Source organism: Nostocoides veronense (assembly GCF_039531185.1).
GTDB lineage: Bacteria > Actinomycetota > Actinomycetes > Actinomycetales > Dermatophilaceae > Nostocoides_A > Nostocoides_A veronense.
In genome coordinates, this window is record NZ_BAAAPO010000040.1 from 18,043 (window position 1) to 39,884 (window position 21,842).

Sequence of the window (21,842 nt, forward strand, 5' to 3'; positions counted from 1 at the left end):
GGTGTCAGTGTCTGCCGTCGTAGACCAGCGGCGAGCCGTCCACACGACGGGCCATTGTGACATCGTCCCGGAAATCCCCCGGTCCCACACGGATCGCTCCGGGGATCCGGCCCACCTCTACGAATCCGACGCGGGCATAGAAGTCACCGAGCCCCGAACCGCTTCGGTAGCCCAGCTCGAGCAGTTCCGCGCCATCTCGTCGGGCGGCCCCAATCATCCCGGCGAGCAGGGTCGCGCCGAGATGGCGACCCTGACGGGCCGGGTCAATCATGAATCGATACAGCCAACGACCTTGCGCCAGAAGCGGATTCGGCACTTGGGTCCACCATCCCCAGCCGGTCAACGCGCCATCGGGATCGGTCAGGGACACGGCGAAGGCGTGGCCCGCGGTCATTTCCGCTTCATGCCCAGCCAAGGCTTCCGCGATGCGCTCCCGCGGGGCGCCAGGCAGAAAGCCCACCGAACCACCAGCATCTGTGACGCGTTGCCACAGATCGAGCAGGGACTCTCGCGAGGTCTCCGCGATCTCGTCGACCCGAGCGATGCGCGGCAACTCGAAGACCCAGGATGCTCCCGCCTCCGGGGGATCACCATCAAACTGGCGCTCGCCCACCGCGACCAGCCCGACGGCCTCCGCCGTCCGAACCGAAGGCCAGTGATCGGGCCGGATGACGGCCTCCACGACATGCTCCGGAAACCACTCGGTCGCGTGGGCGACGACCGCCCGCGCGGCTTCCCGGCCGAGCCCGCTTCCGTGCGTCACGGCGGCGAACCGGTAATACAGATTCAGTCGGCCGGCTGCCGCGCGGCGCACCCCGGCGACACCGATCGGGGCACCGCCCTCCGCCGCTTCCACGATGAAGTAGCCGAAGCCTTCGTCACGCCAGTGCTGACGCCACAGCTGCGTCGTCGCGTCCGAGATCGCGCGATCCGTCGTTCGGGCCCAGGGCGCGTGGGCCTACAGCTGGGGATCGGAATGCAGCGCGAAGAGGAAGTCATCATCGGCCGGTGTGGGCGGGCGCAGACGCAGCCGAGGCGTGCGCAGTACGGTGGGCACGGCGCGGTGATCCTCAGATGCTGGCACGCAGGCACGCTACCTGGGTGCCCACGATGAACTCGACCCCACAGGGAGAGGAGTTGGAGCGCTTCGACCGGCGCCGGGCGGCGCGGGCCGGCGGAGTGCTCGGCGAGGCCAACGAACGGGGAATCCTGCACGCCGCCGATGTCCACGTGGCCCGTCGCCTCAGCGCGCTCTCCGGTGAGCGAGACGTCGAGGCCGCACTGGCGCTGGCCCTGGCCACGCGGGCCGTTCGGACCGGTTCGGTGGCGGTCGACCTGACGCAGGTTCACCTCATCGACCCGGATTTTGCGTGGCCCGCCGATCCGCAGGCTTGGCTGCAGCAGGTGCGTGACAGTCGGCTTGTCGCGGCGGGCGTCCTCGTCGAAGACCAGGGGCTGCTGTATCTCGAGCGCTATCACGACCAAGAAATCCAGGTCGCCGCGACCCTCATCGCCCGCCGCGACGCACCCGCGCCCCCGGTCGACGAACAGGTTCTGGGCGCGGGCCTGGCCAGGCTCTTCCCACACGCGGACGACGCGGACCAGCGTGCCGCCGCCGCCCTGGCCACCCGAGAGCGCACGGTCGTCGTGACGGGCGGACCGGGCACCGGCAAGACAACCACGGTGGCGCGCATCCTCGCCCTGCTCGTGGAGCAGACGGCCGTGCGCGGTGACCGGACGCCTCGGATCGCGCTTGCTGCGCCCACGGCCAAGGCCGCCGCGCGGCTGCAAGAAGCTTTCGAGGGAGCCGCCGAGCGCTTACCCGCGCAGGATCGCGACCGTCTGCCGATGCCGGCAGCCTCCACCCTGCACCGGCTGCTCGGCTGGCGGCGGGGGTCCACGAGCCGCTTCGCTCATCACGCGGGAGCCCGGCTGCCGCATGACGTCGTCGTCCTCGATGAGGCATCGATGGTCTCATTGACGATGATGGCGCGCTTGCTGGAAGCGCTGCGGCCCGACACCCGCCTGATCATTGTCGGCGATCCCGACCAGTTGACCTCGGTCGAGGCGGGTGCCGTGCTCTCCGACCTCGTGACCGGCCTCGACCCGAGCCCGCGGCAGATCGTGGCACGTCTGGGGCGGACCTATCGATACGACGGCGCCATCCACGACCTGGCGCAGGCGATCCGGGAGGGTGACGACTCGGCCGCGCTGACATTGCTGGACTCCGGCGAGCCGGCCGTGGAGTTGATTCCCGATGCCACGCCGCGCCGGGCCTTGATGGTCCAAGCGGCGATCGATCTGCGTCATCACGCCCGCGCCGGGGACGCAGCCTCCGCCCTCGCGGCCCTCGGTGAGCACCGGCTTCTGTGTGCTCATCGCAGCGGACCTCGCGGGGTCGGCGCGTGGAATCGCCAGATCCTGCAATGGCTTTCGGAGGAAACCGGCGAGAACTTCTATGTGCCCAACTTCCCCGGACGCCCGCTGCTGGTCACCAGGAACGACTACGCCATGGATCTCTTCAATGGGGACACGGGGGTGGTCTTGCGCCGCGATGGGCGGCTCGTGGCGACCTTCGATTCGGGCGCTTGCCCCCGGGAACTGGCCGCAGCCCGGCTCGCCGACGTCGAGTCGATGTATGCCGCCACCGTGCACAAGAGCCAGGGCAGCCAGGCCCGGCGGGTGACAGTGATCCTGCCGGATATCGACTCGCCGCTGTTGACCCGCGAGCTCATCTACACCGCGGTGACCCGGGCCCAGGAGCAGGTGACGATCATCGGCTCGCCGGAGGCCTTCCGTCTTGGGTTGAGCCAGCGAATCCAGCGCGCTTCGGGCCTCGCCGCCCGGCTGCGGCCCTGACAAGCCGGCCTTTTCGCGCACGCGCCGAGCAGGGATATGTTGGGATGATGGACTCATTGGCCGGCGCCGACTGGCTCGGCGGCCTCACCGATGAGGCCATCCGTGCCCGCGTGGACGCGGCCACCTTTGAGCGGGGCCGGGGGTATGCCGAGTCCGGGATGATCCGCTCCCTTACCAGCGCCGACCGCGGCCGGATGCTGCTCGCGGAGATCGAGGGCTCCAGCGCGCGGCCATACCAAACGCTGATCACCGTCGGCGCGGGGACCCATACCGCGACCGTGTGGGCTTCCCGGTGTAGTTGCCCGGTGCGCACCGACTGCAAGCACGCCGTCGCGCTGCTGCTGCATGCCCGCCAGCGTTTCCGGGATGCTCACGCCGAGCCGACGACACCTGGCTGGGAACGCACGCTGCGCAAGCTCATCGAGGACAAGCAGGAGCCGGTCGACACCGGACCAGGACTCGGGCTGATCATCGACCCGTTGCCGGTGGCCGCCAATTACCGCACGATGATGGGCCCGCCGCGCATCGCGATTCGGCCCACCCGCCAGACCAAGACTGGCACCTGGGCCCGGAATTTCACGTGGGGCGAGATCGCGACGACGAACCCGCGGATGCCCATGAATCGCCGTCAGGCAGCCGCTTTGAAGGCCATCCACGACCTGCATCGCCTCACCGGCGGTCGGGACGGCTACTTCTACTCCCAGAGCGAGATCTACCTCGGAGCCCTCGGCAATCGGCTCTGGCCGCTGCTGCGCCAAGCGGCCGAGGCCGGGGTCGAACTGGTGCCGGGCGGCAATGTGGTCGGTGAGATCGCGCTCGCGCCCGAAGCCGCGCGCATCGTCCTGGATGTCCATCGCGACGACGGTGAGATCGTCCTGACCACCTCATTGGACACGGCCACCGCCTTGGGTGAAGTCCGCGGCATCACCGTGCTCGGTGACCCGCCCCACGGGCTAAGCGTCACGACCCGCGACGGCCTCGTGCTGGTCCCGCTCGAGACCGAGCTGGACCCGAACCTCGCGGAGCTCTTGGTCAACCAGCGCCAATTGCGAATCCCCGGCGCGGACACCGAGCGCTTCGTCAACCTCTATCTCCCCCGGCTGCGCGACCACGCCCGCGTCACAAGTCACGACGACAGCGTGTCCATCCCGGAGCAGCCGCGCCCCGTTCTCCGCATCCGGGTGGGGCAGCCGATGCCCACCCACCTCGAGCTGCGTTTCGATATCGCGTATGCCGCCCCCTCCGGCGCGCTGCTCACGGCGGACGATTCGATCCCCCTCCCCCGTGATCGACAACGCGAGCAGGCGCTCATCGAGAGCCTCGCTGTGCTGGACGCGATCCCCAGCGCGCGGCACCGGCGAGGGACGGCATACTCCGGCTATTGGGATCTGGCCAATCGCGTTGTCCTGCACGGGATGCCAGCCGTGCGCTTCACCACCGAGGTCTTGCCGGACCTGGAGATCGAACCCGATATTCACCTCATCATCGAGGACGAACTCACCGGCTATGAAGAGGCCCGCGAAGCCCCCGTCATCGACATCGGACTGAGCGACACGAGCGACGGACGCACCGATTGGTTCGACTTGCAGGTGCGCGTCAGCGTCGGTCAAGAGTCGGTGCCGCTTGAGCAACTGCTGCGTGCTCTCGCCGCCGGCGATGATGCCCTGCTGCTCGACTCCGGCACCTGGTTCCGCCTCGACGATCCGGCCCTGGACAGCCTGCGCCACCTGGTCGCTGAGGCTCGCCAGCTCGTCGATCCTGGTGCCCCGCTCCGTCTTTCGCGTTATCACGTGGGCCTCTGGGACGAGCTGGCCGAGATCGGCCTCGCCAATGTCGATAGCGCCGCGTGGAATGAGAGCGTCGAGCGCCTTCGCCGCCTGGCCGACGACGCGCCACCGCCGCCGCCCGAGGGTTTGCAGGCCACCCTGCGGCCATACCAACTCGACGGCTATGCCTGGCTCAACGCGATCTGGGAGGCCGGGCTCGGCGGCATCCTCGCCGACGATATGGGACTCGGCAAGACAGTGCAGACGCTCGCGCTGATCGAAAAGGTCCGTGCCGCAGGCGAGCTCACCGATCCAATCCTCGTCGTCGCCCCGACGAGCATGCTCGGCGTGTGGGCCAGCGAGGCGGCCCGGTTCGCGCCTGACCTGCGGGTGGTCGTTCTTGGGGAAACCACCAAACGCCGAGCCATCCCCGTGGGCGAGGTCGTGGCGGAGGCGGACCTGGTGGTCACGTCATATGCCGTGGCCCGCATCGATGGTGAGGAGTTCGCGGGGGTGGACTGGCGCGGGCTGATCCTCGACGAGGCGCAATTCGTCAAGAACCATCAGGCCAAGACCCATCACGTGCTGCGCACCTTCCGCGTGCCCTTCCGACTCGCGATGACCGGCACGCCGCTCGAGAACTCGCTGATGGACCTGTGGTCGCTGCTCGCACTCGTCGCGCCGGGACTTTACCCGCGCGCCGACCGGTTCACCGAGCACTATCGCCGCCCGATCGAGAATGGCGACTCCCCCGAACTCCTCGACCGTCTGCGCCGGCGGATCCGCCCGCTGATGTTGCGCCGCACCAAAGAGACCGTCGCGAGCGATCTGCCGGAGAAGCAGGAGCAGAGTCTCACCGTCCAACTCGGCCCTGCGCATCGCCGGTTGTATGACCAGTACCTCCAGCGCGAGCGGCAGCGCGTTCTCGGCCTGCTCGATGACCCGGTGGGCAACCGGGTGGCGATCCTCGCCGCGTTGACCCGACTGCGGCAGTTGGCGCTCGATCCGGCTCTTGTCGATCCGGAGAAATTCGCCAATGCGGCGCCGCCGGCCAAGGTCGAGGCCTTGGTCGAGCAGCTGCTGGAGTTGCAGGCCGAGGGACATCGCGCCTTGGTGTTCAGTCAGTTCACCTCCTTCCTGCATCGCGTCCAGGACCACCTAACCGACGCGGGGATCAGCACCGAGTATCTGGACGGCTCAACGCGAAACCGCGCCGAGGTCATCAATCGCTTCAAGTCCGGCGAGGCGACCGCCTTCTTGATCTCCCTCAAGGCAGGCGGCGTCGGATTGACGCTGACCGAGGCCGACTATGTCTTCGTGCTGGACCCGTGGTGGAATCCCGCAGCGGAAGCACAGGCGATCGACCGGGCGCACCGGATCGGTCAGACCCGGATGGTGATGGTCTATCGGTTGATCTCCGAGGGCACGATCGAGGAGAAGGTCGTCGAGCTTCAGCGCCGCAAGAAGGACCTCTTCGACCGGGTCATCGACGATGGCGGCTCGATGTCCGGGCAAATCACGGCCGACGACATCCGCGCTCTGCTCGAGTCTGACTGAGCGTGCATGGAGCCGAGTGGCTACCTGTCCTGGTGCGTGATCCTGACGGACGTCTTGGCTGCGGGGAGTACCGTCGATTCAAGATCCGCTGGGCCGTCAATGGCGACGAGAATTCGATCGTGAGGCGGCGAGGCCAGCTCTTCTTTCAATGTCGCGTAGGGACTTGATCCTAAATTCTTGACGGGCTTTCGAGGATCCTCGTCGGCGATGATCCACCATTCCAACGATCCAACGTCTCCGCTGTACGCGTGCGGCCCGGCGGGTGTCTTCGGGTCACCTGATAATGGAAACCCATCATTCCATCACTTACATCGACACAAGAGTCACGGAACTCTGCCGAGTGCGTGCTAGCCCCACCCATGGGTCAGAAACTCTTCAAATCCTAGTCAGTGCAGGTTTTGGTATCCCATCGTTCCTGATCGCTCAACCGGCGCTAAGTCACGCCTACTCGTGCACTTTCTCAAAGACTACTGAGGAAGACAAAGCGCGCCCGGAGCAGGACGGCATCCAGCATCGGCTCGGTCAGGCGCCCGGTGAAGGTGTTCTGCTGGCTGACGTGATAGCTGCCGAGCAGCGTAACGCTCACGCCATCGGCCCGCACCAGCGTTGCCTCGGCGCCGTGGCCGAAGCGCGGCTTGGGTCGGGGCACCTGCCACCCCAGCCTGCGGGCCGCCGAAAGCGTTGCATCCCAACCGATTCCTCCAAGCGCGACGATCGCGCGCACGCTGTCCGCGAGCTCGAGTTCGCGGTCGAGCCACGGTGCACACGTCTGCTTCTCCAGCGTCGTCGGCTTGTTGTCCGGGGGCGCGCAATGCGCGGTCGCCGTGATCCGGATGGCATGCAGCATCAACCCATCCCCCGCGGCCACAGACGTGGCCTGGTTGGCGAAGCCGGTGCGGTGCAGGGCCGCATACAACCAATCCCCGGAGCGGTCGCCGGTGAACATTCGACCCGTCCGGTTCGCGCCATGGGCAGCCGGGGCGAGCCCGACGATTAGGACGGACGGTTCGGGATCGCCGAAGGACGGCGCGGGCCGGCCCCAATAGGGCTGCCCTGCGGATGCGGCCCGCTTCTGCTGCGCGACCGCCTCTCGCCACGCGACGAGGCGCGGGCAGGCGCGGCATACCGACACCCGCTCGGCCAACTCCTCGACAGTGCCGCACCCACCTGCCGCGGTCAGCACCGCACCCCCGGTCGCGGCCACCGGCGTCTCGGCTGTCGCCGGATCCCCCGGCCACCCGGTCCCCGGCGGGACCGGCGACCGGAAGCCTTGCCCAGTCAGCGGGTGGGGCAGCACCTCGTCCATGAGCGCACCATCTTACGCCCACGGCGGCCCAAAACTGGTCGAGGGCACGGCATACGGGATGAAAGAATCGCGAACCATGACCACCCCTGCCCCGCAGCCCCCTGCCCTCCCCGAGCGGCCCACGCTCGACGGCCTGGAGGAGAAGTGGGGCGCCGTATGGCGTGAGCAGTGCACCTACGCATTCGACCGGGACGCCGCCCTCGCCGGGGAGCGCTCAAAGGTCTTTTCCATCGACACCCCGCCGCCCACTGCGAGCGGCAGCCTGCATATGGGGCACGTCTTCAGCTACACGCACACCGACTGCATGGCGCGGTACAAGCGGATGGCGGGCTACAACGTCTTCTATCCGATCGGCTGGGACGACAACGGCCTGCCGACCGAGAAGCGCGTGCAGAACTACTACGGCGTGCGCGGCGACGCTTCCCTGCACTATGACGCCGGCTTCGAGCCGCCGCACCGCGGCACGGCGACCTCGACCAAGGCCGCCGACGAGAAGCCGATCAGCCGACAGAACTTCATTGAGCTGTGCGACGAGCTGACGGTTAAGGACGAAGAGGCCTTCGAATCCCTTTTCCGCAGAATGGGTTTCAGCCTTGACTGGTCGATCAGCTATCGCACGATCGACGACCACTCGCGCGCGACGAGCCAGCAGGCGTTCCTGCGCAATGTCCAGCGCGGCGAGGCCTATCAGTCCGAGGCGCCGGGCCTGTGGGATGTCACCTTCCAGACCGCGGTCGCGCAGGCGGAGCTGGAGGCGCGCGAGTACCCCGGGCACTACCACCGCGTCGCCTTCCACAGCGCCAACGGACCGGTCTACATCGAGACCACTCGCCCCGAACTGATCCCGAGCGTCGTCGCGCTCATCGCCCACCCCGACGACGAGCGGTATGCCGCCCTCTTCGGCACCACCGTCACCTCACCCCTGTTCGGGGTCGAGATCCCCGTGCTCGCCCACCCGGCCGCCGAACCGGACAAGGGTGCCGGCATCGCGATGTGCTGCACCTTCGGTGACCTCACCGACGTGATTTGGTGGCGCGAGCTGCAACTCCCGACGCGCTCAATCGTCACCCGCACCGGCCGACTGCAGCAGGACACCCCGGCCTGGCTCGTGGGCACCCCCGGCGAGACGTTGTATGCCGAGCAGCTCGCCGGCAAGACCGCCTTCAGTGCGCGGGCGGCCATCGTCGAGGCGCTGCGCGAAAGCGGCGATCTCGACGGCGAGCCGACACCCACCAAGCGGATGGCCAATTTCTATGAGCGCGGCGACAAGCCCCTCGAGATCGTGACCAGCCGCCAGTGGTACATCCGCAATGGCGGGCGAGAGGCTGACCTCAACGCCAAGCTCATCGGCATGGGCCAGACCGTCGCCTTCCACCCGCCCTTCATGCAGGCCCGTTACAGCAACTGGGTCGCCGGCCTCAATGGCGACTGGCTGGTCTCGCGCCAACGATTCTTCGGCGTGCCGATCCCGGTCTGGTACCCCCTCGACGGCGAGGGTGAGCCGGATTACGACCACCCGATCCTGCCCGCCGAGGCCGACCTGCCCGTCGACCCGGCCGCGAACCCGCCAGCGGGATATGAGGAGGAGCAGCGCGGCATACCCGGCGGCTTTGTGGGCGACCCGGACGTGCTCGACACCTGGGCCACGTCCTCGCTGAGCCCGCAGATTGCCGCCGGTTGGCGCACCGCCGACGGCACGGGCAGCGACCCGGTCTTCGAGAAGGTCTTCCCGATGGACCTGCGTCCGCAGGCGCACGACATCATCCGGACCTGGCTCTTCGCCACGGTCGTCCGCTCGTTCTGGGAGCACGGCACGGCGCCGTGGACCAATGCCGCGATCTCCGGCTTCATCCTCGACCCCGAGCGCAAGAAGATGAGCAAGTCCAAGGGCAATGTCGTCACGCCCGAGGATGTCGTCAAGGAGCACTCCGCCGATGCGGTGCGTTACTGGGCGGCCAGCGGCCGGCTCGGGACGGACGCGGCATACGACATCGGCCAGATGAAGGTCGGCCGGCGCCTGGCGATCAAGCTGCTCAACGCGAGCAAGTTCGCCCTCGGCTTCGGAGAACCCGACCTCGCCCCGCGCCAGGGACTGGCGTCCGTGATCACCGAGCCGCTGGATCGCGCCATGCTCGCCACGCTCGGCAAGGTCGTTGCCGACGCGAGCGTGGGTTTCGAAAACTGGGACTACACCCGCTCGCTCGACACCACCGAAACCTTCTTCTGGACCTTCTGCGATGACTACATCGAGTTGGTCAAGGACCGTGCGCATGCCGGGGATCCGTCGGCGCGCGCCGCGCTGCGGCTGGCGCTCTCGGTGCTGCTGCGCCTGCTCGCGCCCTTCCTCCCGTATGCCACCGAGGAGGTCTGGTCGTGGTGGCAGGAGGGCTCGGTGCACCGCGCCACCTGGCCGAAGGCTGAGGAACTTGCGCTCGGCCAACCCGGCGATCCGGCCGTCTTGACGACCGTCGGCGCCGCCCTCGGTGCCGTGCGCAAAGCGAAGTCCGAAGCCAAGGTTGGCATGCGGACCGAGGTCTCGCAGATCCTCATTGCCGGCCCCTCGGCGACCCTCGACAAGCTGCGCGCCGGCGAAGGCGACCTGCGCGCGGCCGGTCGGATCACCGGAGAGGTGACCTATGCGGAGGGCGAGGAGCTCGCCATCCGCGATGTCATGCTGGTGGCCCCGACACCCTGACGATCGGAGGGGCGATGCCTCGCTCGCGCAGCACCGCGCTGTGGTCCCTGGGTGTCGTCCTGCTGCTGGCGCTTTCCCTGTGGACGGCTGGTGCCGGCAGTGTCTTCGTGGTCGGCAAGGCGTATGAGGCCGGTCAGGAGCTGTCGCCGCCGTCGCAATCGACAGCGAATCCGAACGACCCGCCGGCCACGCCGAGCGTCCCCGGCGAGGCCCGGCCAGCCGGAGCGGAGTTCCCCATCCGAGTCGTCTTGACCGTGCTTGCGGTGGCCGTGGGCTTGTGCGTCCTCGTGCTGCTGCTTCGCGAACTGCGCGGGCGCCGACTCCCGGAACCGCCTGTGCTGGAACGCCCTTCGGTTGCTGAGGCGGTGCTCGCGGGGGCTCCGGACCAGCTGGCCAGCTTGCGTGAGGACATCCCTAGCAATGCGATCATCGCCTGCTGGCAGGAATTGGAGAGCGCCATCGCGGCGGCCGGGCATCCGGCGCTGCCCTGGGAGACGCCGGCCGAGGTGACGCGCACCGTCCTGCGGCGCTTCGAGATCGACCAAGACGCCATCGAGGGGCTCGCCGAGCTCTACCGCGAGGCGCGCTTCAGCGGTCATCCCCTCACCGAGGCTGACCGGGCCCGCGCCATCGAGTGCCTCACCGCCATCCATGACGGCCTGCACGAGCAGGTTGAGGTATGACGCGGCGCATCCCGACCTGGCCACCCGGCCCCCGTCTGCCGCTCATCTCGCCGGCCCTCGTCATCGGGCTGCTCCCCCTCGGTCTCTTCGTCATGGCCATCGCGTGGTATTCCTTCGCACCGGCCCCGAACTTCCTGCTGCTCGCGGCGATCCTGATCGCCTCCTGGGTCCTGCTGTGGCTCGTGATCCGGGCCATTCCAGCGGGTCATCGACATAGCTGGAGCACCTACCAGGACCTGCCTCGGCGACAGCGCGGCCGCGACTCGCGCGTGGCCCTCCTGCGCGCCGCCCTCAGTGGCGAGACACCCGCCGATGTCGAGTCCCTGCAGCGGCTGCTGCGCACCCTCGTCGCCGACCGGCTGCGAAGGCGCGGGCTGAACCCGGACCGTCTCACCGAGGAAGCCCAGGCCCTCCTCGGACCCGAGCTGCTGACATACCTCCAGGCACCTGTGGGGTCCGCGCGCCGCTCGGCCCACGACATCGACCGCTATCTGCAACGCATCGAGAGGATCTAATGGATCTGCACGAGACATCAGCCCGGGCGGCCGCCATCCTCGACGAAGTCGAGAAGGCCGTCATCGGGAAGCGGGAGCCGCTAACTCTGCTCTTGGCCGGCGTGCTCGCCGGCGGGCATGTCCTGCTCGAAGATTTCCCAGGGCTCGGCAAGACCCTCGCCGCGCGCTCGCTCGCCACGGCGCTGGGCCTCGACTTCACCCGCGCCCAGTTCACGCCGGACCTGCTGCCGGCCGACCTGACCGGCTCCTTCATCTTCGATCAGCGCACGTCGACCTTTGAGTTCCGCGAAGGCCCGCTCTTCACCGGGCTCCTCCTCGCCGACGAAATCAACCGAACTCCGCCGAAGACCCAAGCCGCATTGCTCGAGGCGATGCAGGAACATCAGGTGACCGTCGAGGGACGAACATTCTTGCTGCCCAAGCCTTTTCACGTGCTCGCCACCGCGAATCCCATCGAATATGAAGGCACCTATCCGCTGCCGGAAGCCCAACTCGACCGCTTCCTGATGCGCCTGGGTTTTGGCTATCCGAGTGCCACCGAGGAGTGGCAGGTGCTCACCGATCGCCTGGGCCGCCGGACCGAGGACCACAGTCTGCAAGCCGTCACCGACCCGGCCGGACTGCTCGCCATGCAGCAGGCGGTCGAGACCGTCCGGGTCGACGACACCGTCGGGCAGTACTGCATCCGTCTCGCGCGCGCCACCCGGCAACACGCGCACGTCCTCGTCGGCTCGTCTCCGCGCGGCTCGCTCGCGCTGCTCCTGTGTGCCCGGGCGTATGCCGTGATCTCCGCCCGCGATTACGTCACCCCCGAGGACGTCAAGAAGGTCGCGCGGCCGGTCCTGGAACATCGCGTCACGCTGCGCCCCGAACTGTGGGCCAGTGATGTGACGGCGGCCTCCGTCATCGACGACATCCTGAACTCGGTCTCGACACCGACCAGCGGCCGCACGTGACGACTCCCGGCGACACCGCCGACGGCCACGCCGACTGGCGCCCCACCGCGGCCCAGGTCCGAGCTGTCACCATCGGCGCCCTGGCCCTGCTCATCGGGGTGCTGAACCGGCGGCTCGACCTAATCGTGTTGGCCGCGCCCTTTGTCATCGCGGCGGCCTGGGCGGCGCGCACTCGACCCGCGGAGGTGCCCACCGCGCGGATGACGTTGACGCCGTCCGTCGTGACCGAGGGCGATCTTGTGACCTGGCAGGCAGATCTGCGGGTGCCCCCGGGTGCGCGCGATGTCGTCGCCGTGCTGGCACCGACACCCTTTGTCGTCGCGGACTCGCCCGCCGGCGAAATCGCCGCGCTCACGCTCGGGGCGGGGCAACGGCATACGTCCTCGGTGCGGATCTCGACGACCCGACGCGCCCGCCGTTGGGGGCTTTATGACACCGGCGCCGCCGTCCTGTCAGCGACCACGGTGCTCGGCGCCTTTCGGTGGACGCCGGGACAGATCCGGCCGACTCCGCTGGTCGTGCTGCCGGACAAGGCCGGCTTCCGGGCGCGCACCGGCATGCCGCACCCCGACGGCGTCGTTGGCCTCAACCGAGGCCGAGCGCGCGGCGAGGGCAGCGACTTCGCGACGCTGCGCGCCTATGGTCCCGGCGATCGGCTCTCCCGCATCAATTGGCAGCGCTCCACGCGCTCTGGCGAGTTGCAGGTCAGCGCCACCCATGCCGACCTGGACACCCACATCACGATCATCGTCGACGCCTTCCACGACATCGGCCTCGCCGACGGGATCGGTTCGGCCAGTAGCAGTTTGGACACCTCCGTGCGGGCGGCAACGGCGCTGGCCGAGCACTATCTGCGCGCGGGCGAGCGCGTCGGACTGCTCATCCTGGGATCCAAGGGCGCGCTGCCGCTTCGACCCCGAGCCGGCCGGGCGCAGGTCCGGCGCATCCAGGACAACCTGGCCCGAATCCGGCCGGGCACCCTCGTGATCACCGACGACGAGGCGACGGCGACCGCCATGGCACAGGTGCGGCCCGGCGCCGTCGTGCTGATCTTGACGCCGGCCATCTCGCGGGCCGCACTGGCGCAGGCGATGCGGCTTGGGCAGCGGGGCACCACCGTCGTGGTGATCGACACACTGCCGCCGAGCACCCGCCAGCCGCTCGCACTGACCGAACGCGATCTTGACGCCCTCGCCCCGATGCGCACCCGACGCGACCTCGCGATCACCCGAACGGCGTGGCGGCTGCGGATGCTCGAGCGGGACGGCGAGATCCACCGGTTGGTGCGAAGCGGCGTGCCGGTGGTGCCGTGGGTTCGACACGGCTCGCTGGATGAGGTGCTGCGGCAACTGCAGCGGCGGGCTCGCGCCCCGCGGGCGGCCCGCCGATGATCGCCTGGGCGCTCAATCCCCTGCGGCGTCAGGGGTCGGTCCGGCTTGTGTTGATCTTGCTTTTTCTGGTGGCGCACGCCGGCGTGACCGTGCTGGTGCCGAATGACGCATGGTTGACACTCATCGCGTCGGTCTGGGTGCTCGTCCTGGTCGCCGTCGCTCGCCCGGACGGCGCCGCGCCGCTGATGGCAACGCTCGGCCAGCTGACTGTGTGGCTGGTTTGGGTGCCTCGCCCGGAGCGGGCAGCCGATCTGCTGCCGGCCTTCGCAGCTGCCCTATTGCTGCTCATGGCGCACGTCTGCGCGTCCGCGCTCGGCGTATGGCCGCCCGCCACCGTGGTGCCGAACCGGGCCCGCATCACCTGGGCGCGCGATTTCGGCCTGCTCGCTGCGGCGACGGCCGGGGTCGCCGGCGTCGGTGCCCTGGTGCTCTCCGCGCGCCTGCCGGGCAGCACCTGGCTCTCGCTCGCCGCGCTCCTGGCGCTCGGGGTGGCAGCGGTCCAGGTGTGGCGGCATACCGCCTGATCACCGCCGTCGGGCACAATGGGCCCGATCCCCGGCTCCCCCCGAAAGGCCGACCCATGCCCTCCGTGCACTTCTACGGCTCTGCCCTGGCCGTGGCCGTCGGCCTCTCGATGGCCGGTTCCGCGGCGACTTCGACGCCCGCCGCCCCTCTGAAACAGCAGGCGGCGGCGAGCACCGGGTGCACCGGAACTGCGCACGTGTATGGCGTGCGGCGGGACGGCACACTGACCTACGCCCCGATCAATGCGGCGACCAACACCAAGGGCCGCGGTCTCGTGGGGGCGAAGCTGCCGTGGCCAGTGCGCTCGCTCGCCGCGCTGAGCCACGACACCCTCCTCGTCACCACGACCGGGGGCGCGCTCTATCGGGTCGATATCACCAGCAAGACCAAGACGTTGAAGTTCGCCACGCCAGTGCCGATGGCCTACACCGGTTGGACCTACGACAAGCTGGCCACCGATGGCGCCGGGCACCTCTTCGCCACCCTCGGCACGAATGGCCAACTCTTCCGCTGGGATCTGCTCGCCAAGAAGCCGACCGGCGGCCAGATCGCCAACAAGGTCCGGATGGGCTCCGGCGTTCTCGTCTCCACCCTGACCGGCGTCGCGGGCAGCAGGCTCATGGGCACGACCACCTCCGGAAAGTTGATCGGCATCAACACCCCCGGTGCGGGTCGAATCACCCAGAGCACGCTGGCCTCCACTGGGTATGACGGTGTGGGCGGCCTCGCCTCCGCCGGCGGCGGCCTGTTCTTCTCGCGCACCGCCGCCACCGAGGCGCTGACCACCCGCAAGGACGCCAATATCGCCGACGGCGTCGGAACCGACATCAGCCTTATCGGCAGCGTCGACACCTCGGGCTGGACCCAAAAGCTCATCAGCGCCGCACCACGCAATGTCGTCTGCCCCAGTGGCGGCATCACCTACGACAACCTCGTGACGATGTTCGGCCAGAGCTGGGTCGGCGAGCGGTCAACCGTCGAAGCCGGACTGCCTTCGCTGCAGGCCGAGATGGTCAAGGGCCAGGTCAACAATCCCGCGCGCAAGGCGGCCTTCCTGGCCACCCTCGTCAGTGAATCGGCCATGCGTTACAACGCCGACCAGGGCGGCAGTTTCACCTACCGCGGGCGCGGCTATATCCAGCTGACGAATGACTTCAACTACAAGGATGCTGGCAGCTACTTCGGCATCAACCTGCTGTCGAGCCCCGACCTGGCCAAGTCGCTCCAATACAGCGCGCCGATCGCCCGGTGGTACTGGACGGTCGCGCGCACGACGACCAACACCTATGCCGACAATCACGACATGAATGGTGTCAACCGCAATATCGGCTTCGCGTGGAACTACGAAGAGGCCACCAAGCGCTGTGAGCGGTTCAAGTCCGCATACAAGTTCTTCACCGGCTCCTACCCCTCCAACACCATCTGCTATCCCGCCCGCCTCCCGGCCCCTGGCGACCGTGAGTGGTACGCCCACCCGGAGCGCTCGGCGTCATGACAGCCGCGCCGTCGCCGAGCGAGTTGCCCTTCGGCACCTGGCCGTCGCCGATCACGACGGCGAGCCTGACCGCCTCGGAGGCGCGACTGGACGACGTCGCCGTCGACGGCGCGGATACCTACTGGATCGAGGGTCGACCCTGGGAGGGCGGTCGCTGTGTGCTGGTGCGCCATGACGGGGCGACCGGCGCCACGGTCGATGTCACCCCTGCACCGTGGAATGTCCGCTCCCGCGTCCATGAATATGGCGGCGGGCCATATGCCGTCCGCGACGGCCTCGTCGTCTTCAGCGACTTCGCCGACGGACGGTTGCGACGGCTCGACCCGGGATCGTCCGAGCCGGTCGCGATCACCCCGGAGGGGGCGGTGCGCTTCGGTGGGCTGGTCCTCCAGGGCGATCATGTGTATGCCGTGCGCGAGGACCACCGCTTAGGCGGGGAGCCGCGTAATGAGTTGGTGCGCTTGGATATTCGCGGTGAGAATCCCGACTTCGGGCAGGTGCTCGCGACCGGGACGGACTTTGTGTCCCGCCCGGCGGTGTCCGATGACGGCAGCCGGATCGCGTGGATTTCGTGGGATCACCCGAATATGCCGTGGGACTCCACCGTGCTGCGCCAGGCCCGGCTAACCGAGTCGGGCTGCACCGATGAGCAGATCGTCACCGGCGGGCCGGGCGTTTCGGTGTCCCAGCCGATCTATGACGCCGACGGGCGACTCTGGTTCTTCAGCGACCAGACGAACTGGTGGAATCCATGGATTTGGGATGACGGTGAGGCGCGGCAGGTCCTTGCCGTCGCTGCCGACCTGGCCACCCCGCAATGGGTGCTTGGCAAGCGCGATATCGCGATGCTCGCCGACGGCCGTGCGGTGCTGCGCGATCCGTCGGGCCAGGGCTTGATGGTGGTGGATCACCGCGGTGCGCGCACGCAGCTCGCTCTCGGGGCGACCGGGACAAACCAGGTCTGCGCCACGGGCGCACGCATTGCCCTGGAGCGTGGCTCGGCCGACCGACTCCCCGACATCGTCACGATCGACCTGGCAACCGGGCGCACCGATGTCTTGGCCGCCGCATCTCCCACGGCACCCAACCCCGCAGATGTCTCGCGCGCAGAAGAGGTCAGTTGGACAAATGGGGCGGGGCTGACGGCATATGGCAACTTCTATCCGCCGGCGAACGCGCGGGTGACCGGGCCCGCCGACCAGGCCCCACCGTTGCTCGTCCTCGTCCACGGTGGCCCGACCGCACAAGCCGAGCGATCCTTCCAGACCGGGATTCAGTTCTGGACGACTCGCGGTTTCGCGGTGCTCGATGTCGACTATGGCGGCTCGACGGGTTACGGCCGCGAGTATCGCGAGCGTCTGCGCGAGCAGTGGGGCGTGGTCGATATCGATGACTGCGTCACCGGGGCTGCCGCGATGGCCCGGGAGGGCCGCGTCGATGGCGCGCGCCTGGCCATTCGGGGCGGCAGCGCGGGCGGCTACACCGTCATGCGGGCCTTGACGACGAGCACCGTCTTCGCGGCCGGCACCAGCTACTACGGCATCAGTGATCTCGCCGCGCTTGTCGCCGACGACCACAAGTTTGAGTCGCAGTACACCTTCGGCCTGATTGGGCCGTGGCCCGACGAGACGGGGGTGTATGCGGACCGCTCCCCCATCCATCACATCGAGGACCTGCACGGCGACCTGCTGCTCCTGCAGGGCACTGACGACCTCGCCGTGCCGCTCGCGCAGGCGCAGGGCATGGCCGACGCCATGCTCGCCGCGGGCAAGGATGTCGAGTTGGTCGTCTACCCCGGCGAGGGCCACGGCTTCCGCGCCGCCGCGACGATCGAGGATGCCTACACCCGCGAATTAGCCCACTACCAAAGGGTTTTCGGCCTGCTTGGGTGAGTCGCCCTAGGCCGGCACGGCGTCCGCGGGCCAGTCGAAGACGCGCTCGCGCAGCTGACCGGTCGGCTGGACGCAGAACCACGGGACATCCCAGCCGGCGATCGCGATCCGGCGGGCGACGAAGGCGGCGCGGGTCAGCTCAGTCACCGACCCGGCATACGGATCGTAGATTTCCAGATTACCGTCACCACGGTCCGGCAGGATCAGCAGAACATGCCGCGGCAGCTTAGCGTCACCGACATACAGCAGCCCCGGCTCGCCGTCGGAAACCAGTCGCAGCAGCCGATCGAAGTGCTCCCCCAGCCCGTCGGTGTCGAGATGGCGCAGGACCTCGATGTCGTATGCCGTCCCCCGGCGCGCCGCACCGAACTCCAGTTCCTTCTTCGCCCCCCACGGCGGGGTGCCGAAGAATCGGGGCCAGGGCAGGTTGAGGCGACCGCCGCCGGCATACAGCCCATTAGTGCGGGTGTGCACGATCCGCTCATAAGCGGCGAAGCGGAGCGCGAGCGTCGGGCCGTCGCTGACGCCCGGGCGGGGGCCTTCGCCGGTGAGCACCCACCGCGCGAAGAGCGGGTCGACGAGCATCCGGGCGACGGTCAGGCAGGCGGAGCCGCAGGTCACCTGGCTCTGCTGCTTGGGCGCCTGGTCGCCGCTGTGCAGCCGGTATGCCGTGGGCACGCCGCCTTCTCCTCCTCGCCGCTGGCGTCGGTCAGGCCGAGCGCTTGCGGGGGGCGCGCTTGCGCGGCTGCGGCGAGGGCGCTTGGCGCACGATCGTCGGCAGGACATTGTCGAGGACGGTCTCGCGGCTGACCACGACGCGGGCGATGTCGTCATCGCTCGGCACATCGAACATCACCGGCATGAGGACTTCTTCCATGATCGCCCGCAGGCCGCGGGCGCCCGTGCCGCGCTTGAGGGCCTGCTCGGCGATCGCGTCGAGGGCTTCAGGGGTTAACTCCAACTCCACGCCGTCGAGCTCGAACATCTTGGCGTACTGCTTGACCAGGGCGTTGCGCGGCTCGGACAGGATGCGCACGAGTGCGTCGCCATCGAGCGGGCTGACCGTGGTGATGACCGGCAGGCGGCCGATGAACTCGGGGATGAGCCCGAACTTCATCAGGTCTTCGGGCATGACCTCGCTGATCGACTCGGCGAGGTCCTTCGGCGTGTGCAGCTCGGAGCCGAAGCCGAGGCCCTTCTTGCCATTGCGCGACTCGATGAGTTTCTCGAGGCCGGCGAAGGCGCCGCCGACGATGAAGAGCACATTCGTCGTGTCGATCTGAATGAACTCTTGGTGCGGGTGCTTGCGGCCGCCCTGCGGCGGGACGCTCGCGGTCGTGCCTTCGAGGATCTTCAGCAGCGCCTGCTGCACACCCTCGCCGGAGACATCGCGGGTGATCGAGGGGTTCTCGGACTTGCGGGCGATCTTGTCGATCTCGTCGATATAGATGATCCCGGTCTCGGCCTTCTTGACGTCATAGTCGGCGGCCTGGATCAGCTTGAGCAGGATGTTCTCGACGTCCTCGCCGACATAGCCCGCCTCGGTCAGCGCGGTGGCATCGGCGATCGCGAAGGGGACGTTGAGCATCTTGGCGAGGGTCTGCGCGAGGTAGGTCTTGCCGCAGCCGGTCGGGCCGATGAGCAGAATGTTGGACTTGGCGATCTCGACGTGCTCGGCATCGCGCCGGCCACCGGCCTCGCCGGCCTGGATGCGCTTGTAATGGTTGTAGACCGCGACCGCGAGCGCCTTCTTGGCGGTCTCCTGGCCGATGATGTAGGTCTGCAGGAAGTCGAAGATTTCCTTCGGCTTGGGCAGCTCATCGAAACCGAGGTCGCTGGACTCGGCCAGCTCTTCCTCGATGATCTCGTTGCACAGATCGATGCACTCGTCGCAGATGTAGACCCCTGGCCCGGCGATGAGCTTCTTGACCTGCTTTTGGCTCTTGCCGCAGAAGGAACACTTCAACAGATCGCTGCTCTCGCCTACGCGTGCCATCTGACTGCCTCGTCCCTTCGTGGCTGACTTGGTGCTGCGGCGCCGACCCGCTGTCGGCCGGGCGCCTCTGGTGGTGACGCTACCTGCCGGCACTCCCGGATACGACCATTGAACCGGACATGTCGCCCCCGCGGCGGCGGTTCCGCTGACAGCCGAATCAGTCGTTGATGGGTCGGCGTATGCCGTGCGCCCTGCGGTCCGGCCAGGTCGGCGGCTTAGTCCAGGAGCGGGGGTGCGACGGAGAGGTACGTGTGGCCGGTGGGGGTGGTGACCTCGGTGGCATGGGTATGCGGGCCGGCTCCGTGCTCTTGCTGCGGCTCAAGCATCCGGGTGGTGAAGCCATCGAGTTCTTTGGTGTAGTTGCAGCGGGCGCAGAGTCCTTGTCCGTTGTGCAGTGAGGTGGGTCCGCCGTCGGCCGCTGATCGGATGTGGTCGGCGTGGCGGATGGTGGCGTCGCAGTATGGCGTGCGGCAGGTGTCGTCGCGCAGGATCAGGGCGGCGCGGAGTCGGGGTGGGAAGAGCCGGGCGATGGCGTCGAGCGCGAGGAGGTCGCGGCCGTCGGGGCTGGTAAAGACCCTGGTCAAAAAGACGTGCGCCGGTTCAGATAGTCCAGTGCCGCCCCGGGTGGGGGTCGGCGGTGGCGAGTCGTGTTGGGGTGACGCGGTTTTCACTGGGTCGGGTGGTTCGCAGCCGTGGAGCAGCAGGCGCCTGGCGAGCGCGGCCGGGAGTATGCCGTGTCCCGGGATCCGGGCGGGTGTCTCGGTGCTCCGCGGCCCGCGCGTAGCGGTAAGTCCTGGAGTCGGGTGGACGCTGTACGCCGGGTCAGGCTGGGCGCCGGCGCCGCTGGTGGCCCGGCCGGTTGCGGTCTCGTCGCTCGTCGCGGTCTCACCAGTGGCGGCGGAGTCGGTAGTCGTTGTGTTAACGGTCGCGGGCTGCGTCGCGAAGAGGCTTTCGGCGGGCATGACGAGGTTGAGGGCGACGGGGCAGGCTTGGCCGGGGGTGAGTCCGGCGAGCCAGCGCAGGGCGGCGTCGGCCATCACTTGGGCGTGGGTCCGCTCATCCAGCGGATCCGCCGGCGTGTCGGGGGTGTCGGTTTCGTGATGGCCGGCGACCACCGCGGTGGCGTGCCGGTGCAAGGACGCGTACGCGCCGACGATCCCCGTCAAGGGTCCGAAGATCGACAGGTACGCCATCCCGTCGGGTGCGGGGCGGGTCCACACACCCCGTTCCGACATTGCGCGTTCGTGTTTGGCCACGACAGCGGCGGGGTCGAGTTCCGCGGCGTAGCGCGCGGCGGCACCGGTGAGTTGTTTCAGACTCGATGTCGCCAGCCGTGGCGCGATCAACTCATCCACCCGGGCCCGCAACTCCGGGCTGAGGACATTGGTTTCGCGGACGATCGCGGCGGCGGATCGTTCGTCGATGATCCCGGCAGTCAATGCCGCCTGCGTGTGCGGCATGCCCGGCAGCGCCCGCGCGAGCCCGAGGTGCCGGTCCGCGGTCGCAGGCGAACACCGCCGAGCCAGCGCGATCTGTGGCGCGATGGAGGATCGGGCTTTCGGCAGCGAGGCCCGGTTCGCGAGCGCCTCCCGCACGGTCGCCCGCCCGAACTCCGCCGTCGCGCGAGCCTGCGCCGCCGCGATCGCGCCCTTGACCTGCTCCAGCCCGGCGATGAAGTCGATCAACTCCGCCAGACCCAACTCGGGCCTGGGGTTGCCCGCCGGGTCGGCAAGGTCGGGGTTGCCCTCCGGTGCGAGGGTTGCGAGCCAATCGACGAGTTCCCGAACCGCCGTAACGGGTGAGGCATGGCCGGCCGGCAGGTCGCACCAGCGGGGTTCAGTCACGGCGAGCGCCCACGAGTCCCGCTCGTCGGCCTCATCCACGTCATCCCAGCCGAGTTCGTCCTGCCACGCCTCGAAATCGGCGACCAACTCCTCGACATCCAACGGCGGCCACCACGCGTCATCGAGCGGAGTTAACCCCTCACGAGCACCGGTGGGGCGCAGTCCGGCAGCGGGCCCGACAAGCCCGTCTGTGGGGTGCTGCGCCATTGCTGTCATCTTCAAATGGTACACCAGTTCGATCCACAGAGCAAGGGGTTGAGTGATGAAAAATATTGGTGGGCAATCAAATTCGCTCGAAAGGACAGGCTCCTGGTCGAGCGCTCTTGTCGCGTCGGAGCAGCTTTTTCGCAGCCGAGCAGCGC

At 68.4% G+C, this 21,842-nt stretch carries 16 protein-coding genes and 1 pseudogene; 10 read left to right on the plus strand and 7 right to left on the minus strand.

The window, feature by feature from the left end; genetic code table 11:
* Positions 1–4 precede the first annotated feature (4 nt).
* The 3 genes and pseudogenes from ABD225_RS12775 to ABD225_RS18745 form a co-directional block, all read right to left on the minus strand.
* The gene (locus ABD225_RS12775) at positions 5–394 is read right to left on the minus strand and encodes a GNAT family N-acetyltransferase (protein WP_344085989.1); all 390 of its coding nucleotides are present in this window, start codon (positions 392–394) and stop codon (positions 5–7) included.
* A gap of 237 nt (positions 395–631) precedes the next feature.
* A pseudogene (locus ABD225_RS12780) lies at positions 632–937 on the minus strand (GNAT family N-acetyltransferase); the annotation flags it as partial.
* A gap of 21 nt (positions 938–958) precedes the next feature.
* A complete protein-coding gene (locus ABD225_RS18745; protein ID WP_425564416.1) occupies positions 959–1,057 on the minus strand; it encodes a GNAT family N-acetyltransferase in 99 nt (32 codons plus the stop codon).
* A gap of 53 nt (positions 1,058–1,110) precedes the next feature.
* Here ABD225_RS18745 and recD point away from each other — a divergent pair, with 53 nt between their 5' ends.
* Both recD and ABD225_RS12790 read left to right on the plus strand, forming a co-directional pair.
* Positions 1,111–2,859, plus strand: coding sequence for an exodeoxyribonuclease V subunit alpha (gene recD, locus ABD225_RS12785; RefSeq protein ID WP_344085992.1), 1,749 nt, complete (start codon positions 1,111–1,113; stop codon positions 2,857–2,859).
* Between the two features lie 47 nt (positions 2,860–2,906).
* Positions 2,907–6,182, plus strand: a complete 3,276-nt coding sequence (locus ABD225_RS12790) for a DEAD/DEAH box helicase (RefSeq protein ID WP_344085931.1) — start codon at positions 2,907–2,909, stop codon at positions 6,180–6,182.
* A gap of 460 nt (positions 6,183–6,642) precedes the next feature.
* Here ABD225_RS12790 and ABD225_RS12795 read toward each other — a convergent pair whose 3' ends face one another.
* Positions 6,643–7,488 (minus strand): uracil-DNA glycosylase, encoded by an 846-nt coding sequence (locus ABD225_RS12795; RefSeq protein ID WP_344085934.1) that lies wholly within the window; start codon positions 7,486–7,488, stop codon positions 6,643–6,645.
* A 76-nt stretch (positions 7,489–7,564) separates the two neighbouring features.
* Between ABD225_RS12795 and valS the strand changes: the two genes are divergently transcribed.
* The 8 genes from valS to ABD225_RS12835 are packed head-to-tail and all read left to right on the plus strand — an operon-like array spanning position 7,565 to position 17,640.
* Complete coding sequence (gene valS, locus ABD225_RS12800; protein ID WP_344085995.1) at positions 7,565–10,183, plus strand: valine--tRNA ligase; 2,619 nt, start codon at positions 7,565–7,567, stop codon at positions 10,181–10,183.
* A 14-nt stretch (positions 10,184–10,197) separates the two neighbouring features.
* Positions 10,198–10,866, plus strand: a complete 669-nt coding sequence (locus ABD225_RS12805) for a DUF4129 domain-containing protein (protein WP_344085937.1) — start codon at positions 10,198–10,200, stop codon at positions 10,864–10,866.
* Positions 10,863–11,381, plus strand: coding sequence for a hypothetical protein (locus ABD225_RS12810; protein WP_344085940.1), 519 nt, complete (start codon positions 10,863–10,865; stop codon positions 11,379–11,381). The genes ABD225_RS12805 and ABD225_RS12810 overlap by 4 nt, the downstream gene beginning before the upstream one ends.
* Complete coding sequence (locus tag ABD225_RS12815) at positions 11,381–12,337, plus strand: AAA family ATPase (protein ID WP_344085943.1); 957 nt, start codon at positions 11,381–11,383, stop codon at positions 12,335–12,337. The genes ABD225_RS12810 and ABD225_RS12815 overlap by 1 nt, the downstream gene beginning before the upstream one ends.
* Positions 12,334–13,728 carry a DUF58 domain-containing protein gene (locus ABD225_RS12820; protein ID WP_344085946.1) on the plus strand — a complete coding sequence of 465 codons (1,395 nt, stop codon included), beginning with the start codon at positions 12,334–12,336 and terminating at the stop codon, positions 13,726–13,728. The genes ABD225_RS12815 and ABD225_RS12820 overlap by 4 nt, the downstream gene beginning before the upstream one ends.
* The gene (locus ABD225_RS12825) at positions 13,725–14,252 is read left to right on the plus strand and encodes a hypothetical protein (protein ID WP_344085949.1); all 528 of its coding nucleotides are present in this window, start codon (positions 13,725–13,727) and stop codon (positions 14,250–14,252) included. The genes ABD225_RS12820 and ABD225_RS12825 overlap by 4 nt, the downstream gene beginning before the upstream one ends.
* Positions 14,253–14,308: 56 nt before the next feature.
* Positions 14,309–15,748 (plus strand): glycoside hydrolase family 19 protein, encoded by a 1,440-nt coding sequence (locus ABD225_RS12830; RefSeq protein ID WP_344085952.1) that lies wholly within the window; start codon positions 14,309–14,311, stop codon positions 15,746–15,748.
* Entirely contained in the window at positions 15,745–17,640 is a 1,896-nt protein-coding gene (locus ABD225_RS12835) for an alpha/beta hydrolase family protein (protein WP_344085955.1), read from the plus strand. Before ABD225_RS12830 ends, ABD225_RS12835 begins: the two co-directional genes overlap by 4 nt.
* Before the next feature lie 6 nt (positions 17,641–17,646).
* Here the strand turns inward: ABD225_RS12835 and ABD225_RS12840 are convergent, their stop codons facing one another.
* The 3 genes from ABD225_RS12840 to ABD225_RS12850 all read right to left on the minus strand — a co-directional run bounded on the left by ABD225_RS12840 (position 17,647) and on the right by ABD225_RS12850 (position 21,696).
* Positions 17,647–18,318 (minus strand): hypothetical protein, encoded by a 672-nt coding sequence (locus tag ABD225_RS12840; protein ID WP_344085958.1) that lies wholly within the window; start codon positions 18,316–18,318, stop codon positions 17,647–17,649.
* Between the two features lie 31 nt (positions 18,319–18,349).
* Complete coding sequence (clpX, locus tag ABD225_RS12845; RefSeq protein ID WP_344085961.1) at positions 18,350–19,636, minus strand: ATP-dependent Clp protease ATP-binding subunit ClpX; 1,287 nt, start codon at positions 19,634–19,636, stop codon at positions 18,350–18,352.
* 215 nt (positions 19,637–19,851) lie between these two features.
* Positions 19,852–21,696, minus strand: a complete 1,845-nt coding sequence (locus ABD225_RS12850) for a DUF222 domain-containing protein (RefSeq protein ID WP_344085964.1) — start codon at positions 21,694–21,696, stop codon at positions 19,852–19,854.
* Positions 21,697–21,842: the final 146 nt, after the last annotated feature.

Coding starts and splice junctions, on each gene's coding strand:
- ABD225_RS12850 (WP_344085964.1), bottom strand. CDS start 21,696: ATGACAGCAATGGCGCAGCACCCCACAGACGGGCTTGTCGGGCCCGCT.
- valS (WP_344085995.1), top strand. CDS start 7,565: ATGACCACCCCTGCCCCGCAGCCCCCTGCCCTCCCCGAGCGGCCCACG.
- ABD225_RS12790 (WP_344085931.1), top strand. CDS start 2,907: ATGGACTCATTGGCCGGCGCCGACTGGCTCGGCGGCCTCACCGATGAG.
- clpX (WP_344085961.1), bottom strand. CDS start 19,636: ATGGCACGCGTAGGCGAGAGCAGCGATCTGTTGAAGTGTTCCTTCTGC.
- ABD225_RS12815 (WP_344085943.1), top strand. CDS start 11,381: ATGGATCTGCACGAGACATCAGCCCGGGCGGCCGCCATCCTCGACGAA.
- ABD225_RS12835 (WP_344085955.1), top strand. CDS start 15,745: ATGACAGCCGCGCCGTCGCCGAGCGAGTTGCCCTTCGGCACCTGGCCG.
- ABD225_RS12825 (WP_344085949.1), top strand. CDS start 13,725: ATGATCGCCTGGGCGCTCAATCCCCTGCGGCGTCAGGGGTCGGTCCGG.
- ABD225_RS12775 (WP_344085989.1), bottom strand. CDS start 394: ATGACCGCGGGCCACGCCTTCGCCGTGTCCCTGACCGATCCCGATGGC.
- ABD225_RS12810 (WP_344085940.1), top strand. CDS start 10,863: ATGACGCGGCGCATCCCGACCTGGCCACCCGGCCCCCGTCTGCCGCTC.
- ABD225_RS12830 (WP_344085952.1), top strand. CDS start 14,309: ATGCCCTCCGTGCACTTCTACGGCTCTGCCCTGGCCGTGGCCGTCGGC.
- recD (WP_344085992.1), top strand. CDS start 1,111: ATGAACTCGACCCCACAGGGAGAGGAGTTGGAGCGCTTCGACCGGCGC.
- ABD225_RS12795 (WP_344085934.1), bottom strand. CDS start 7,488: ATGGACGAGGTGCTGCCCCACCCGCTGACTGGGCAAGGCTTCCGGTCG.
- ABD225_RS12805 (WP_344085937.1), top strand. CDS start 10,198: ATGCCTCGCTCGCGCAGCACCGCGCTGTGGTCCCTGGGTGTCGTCCTG.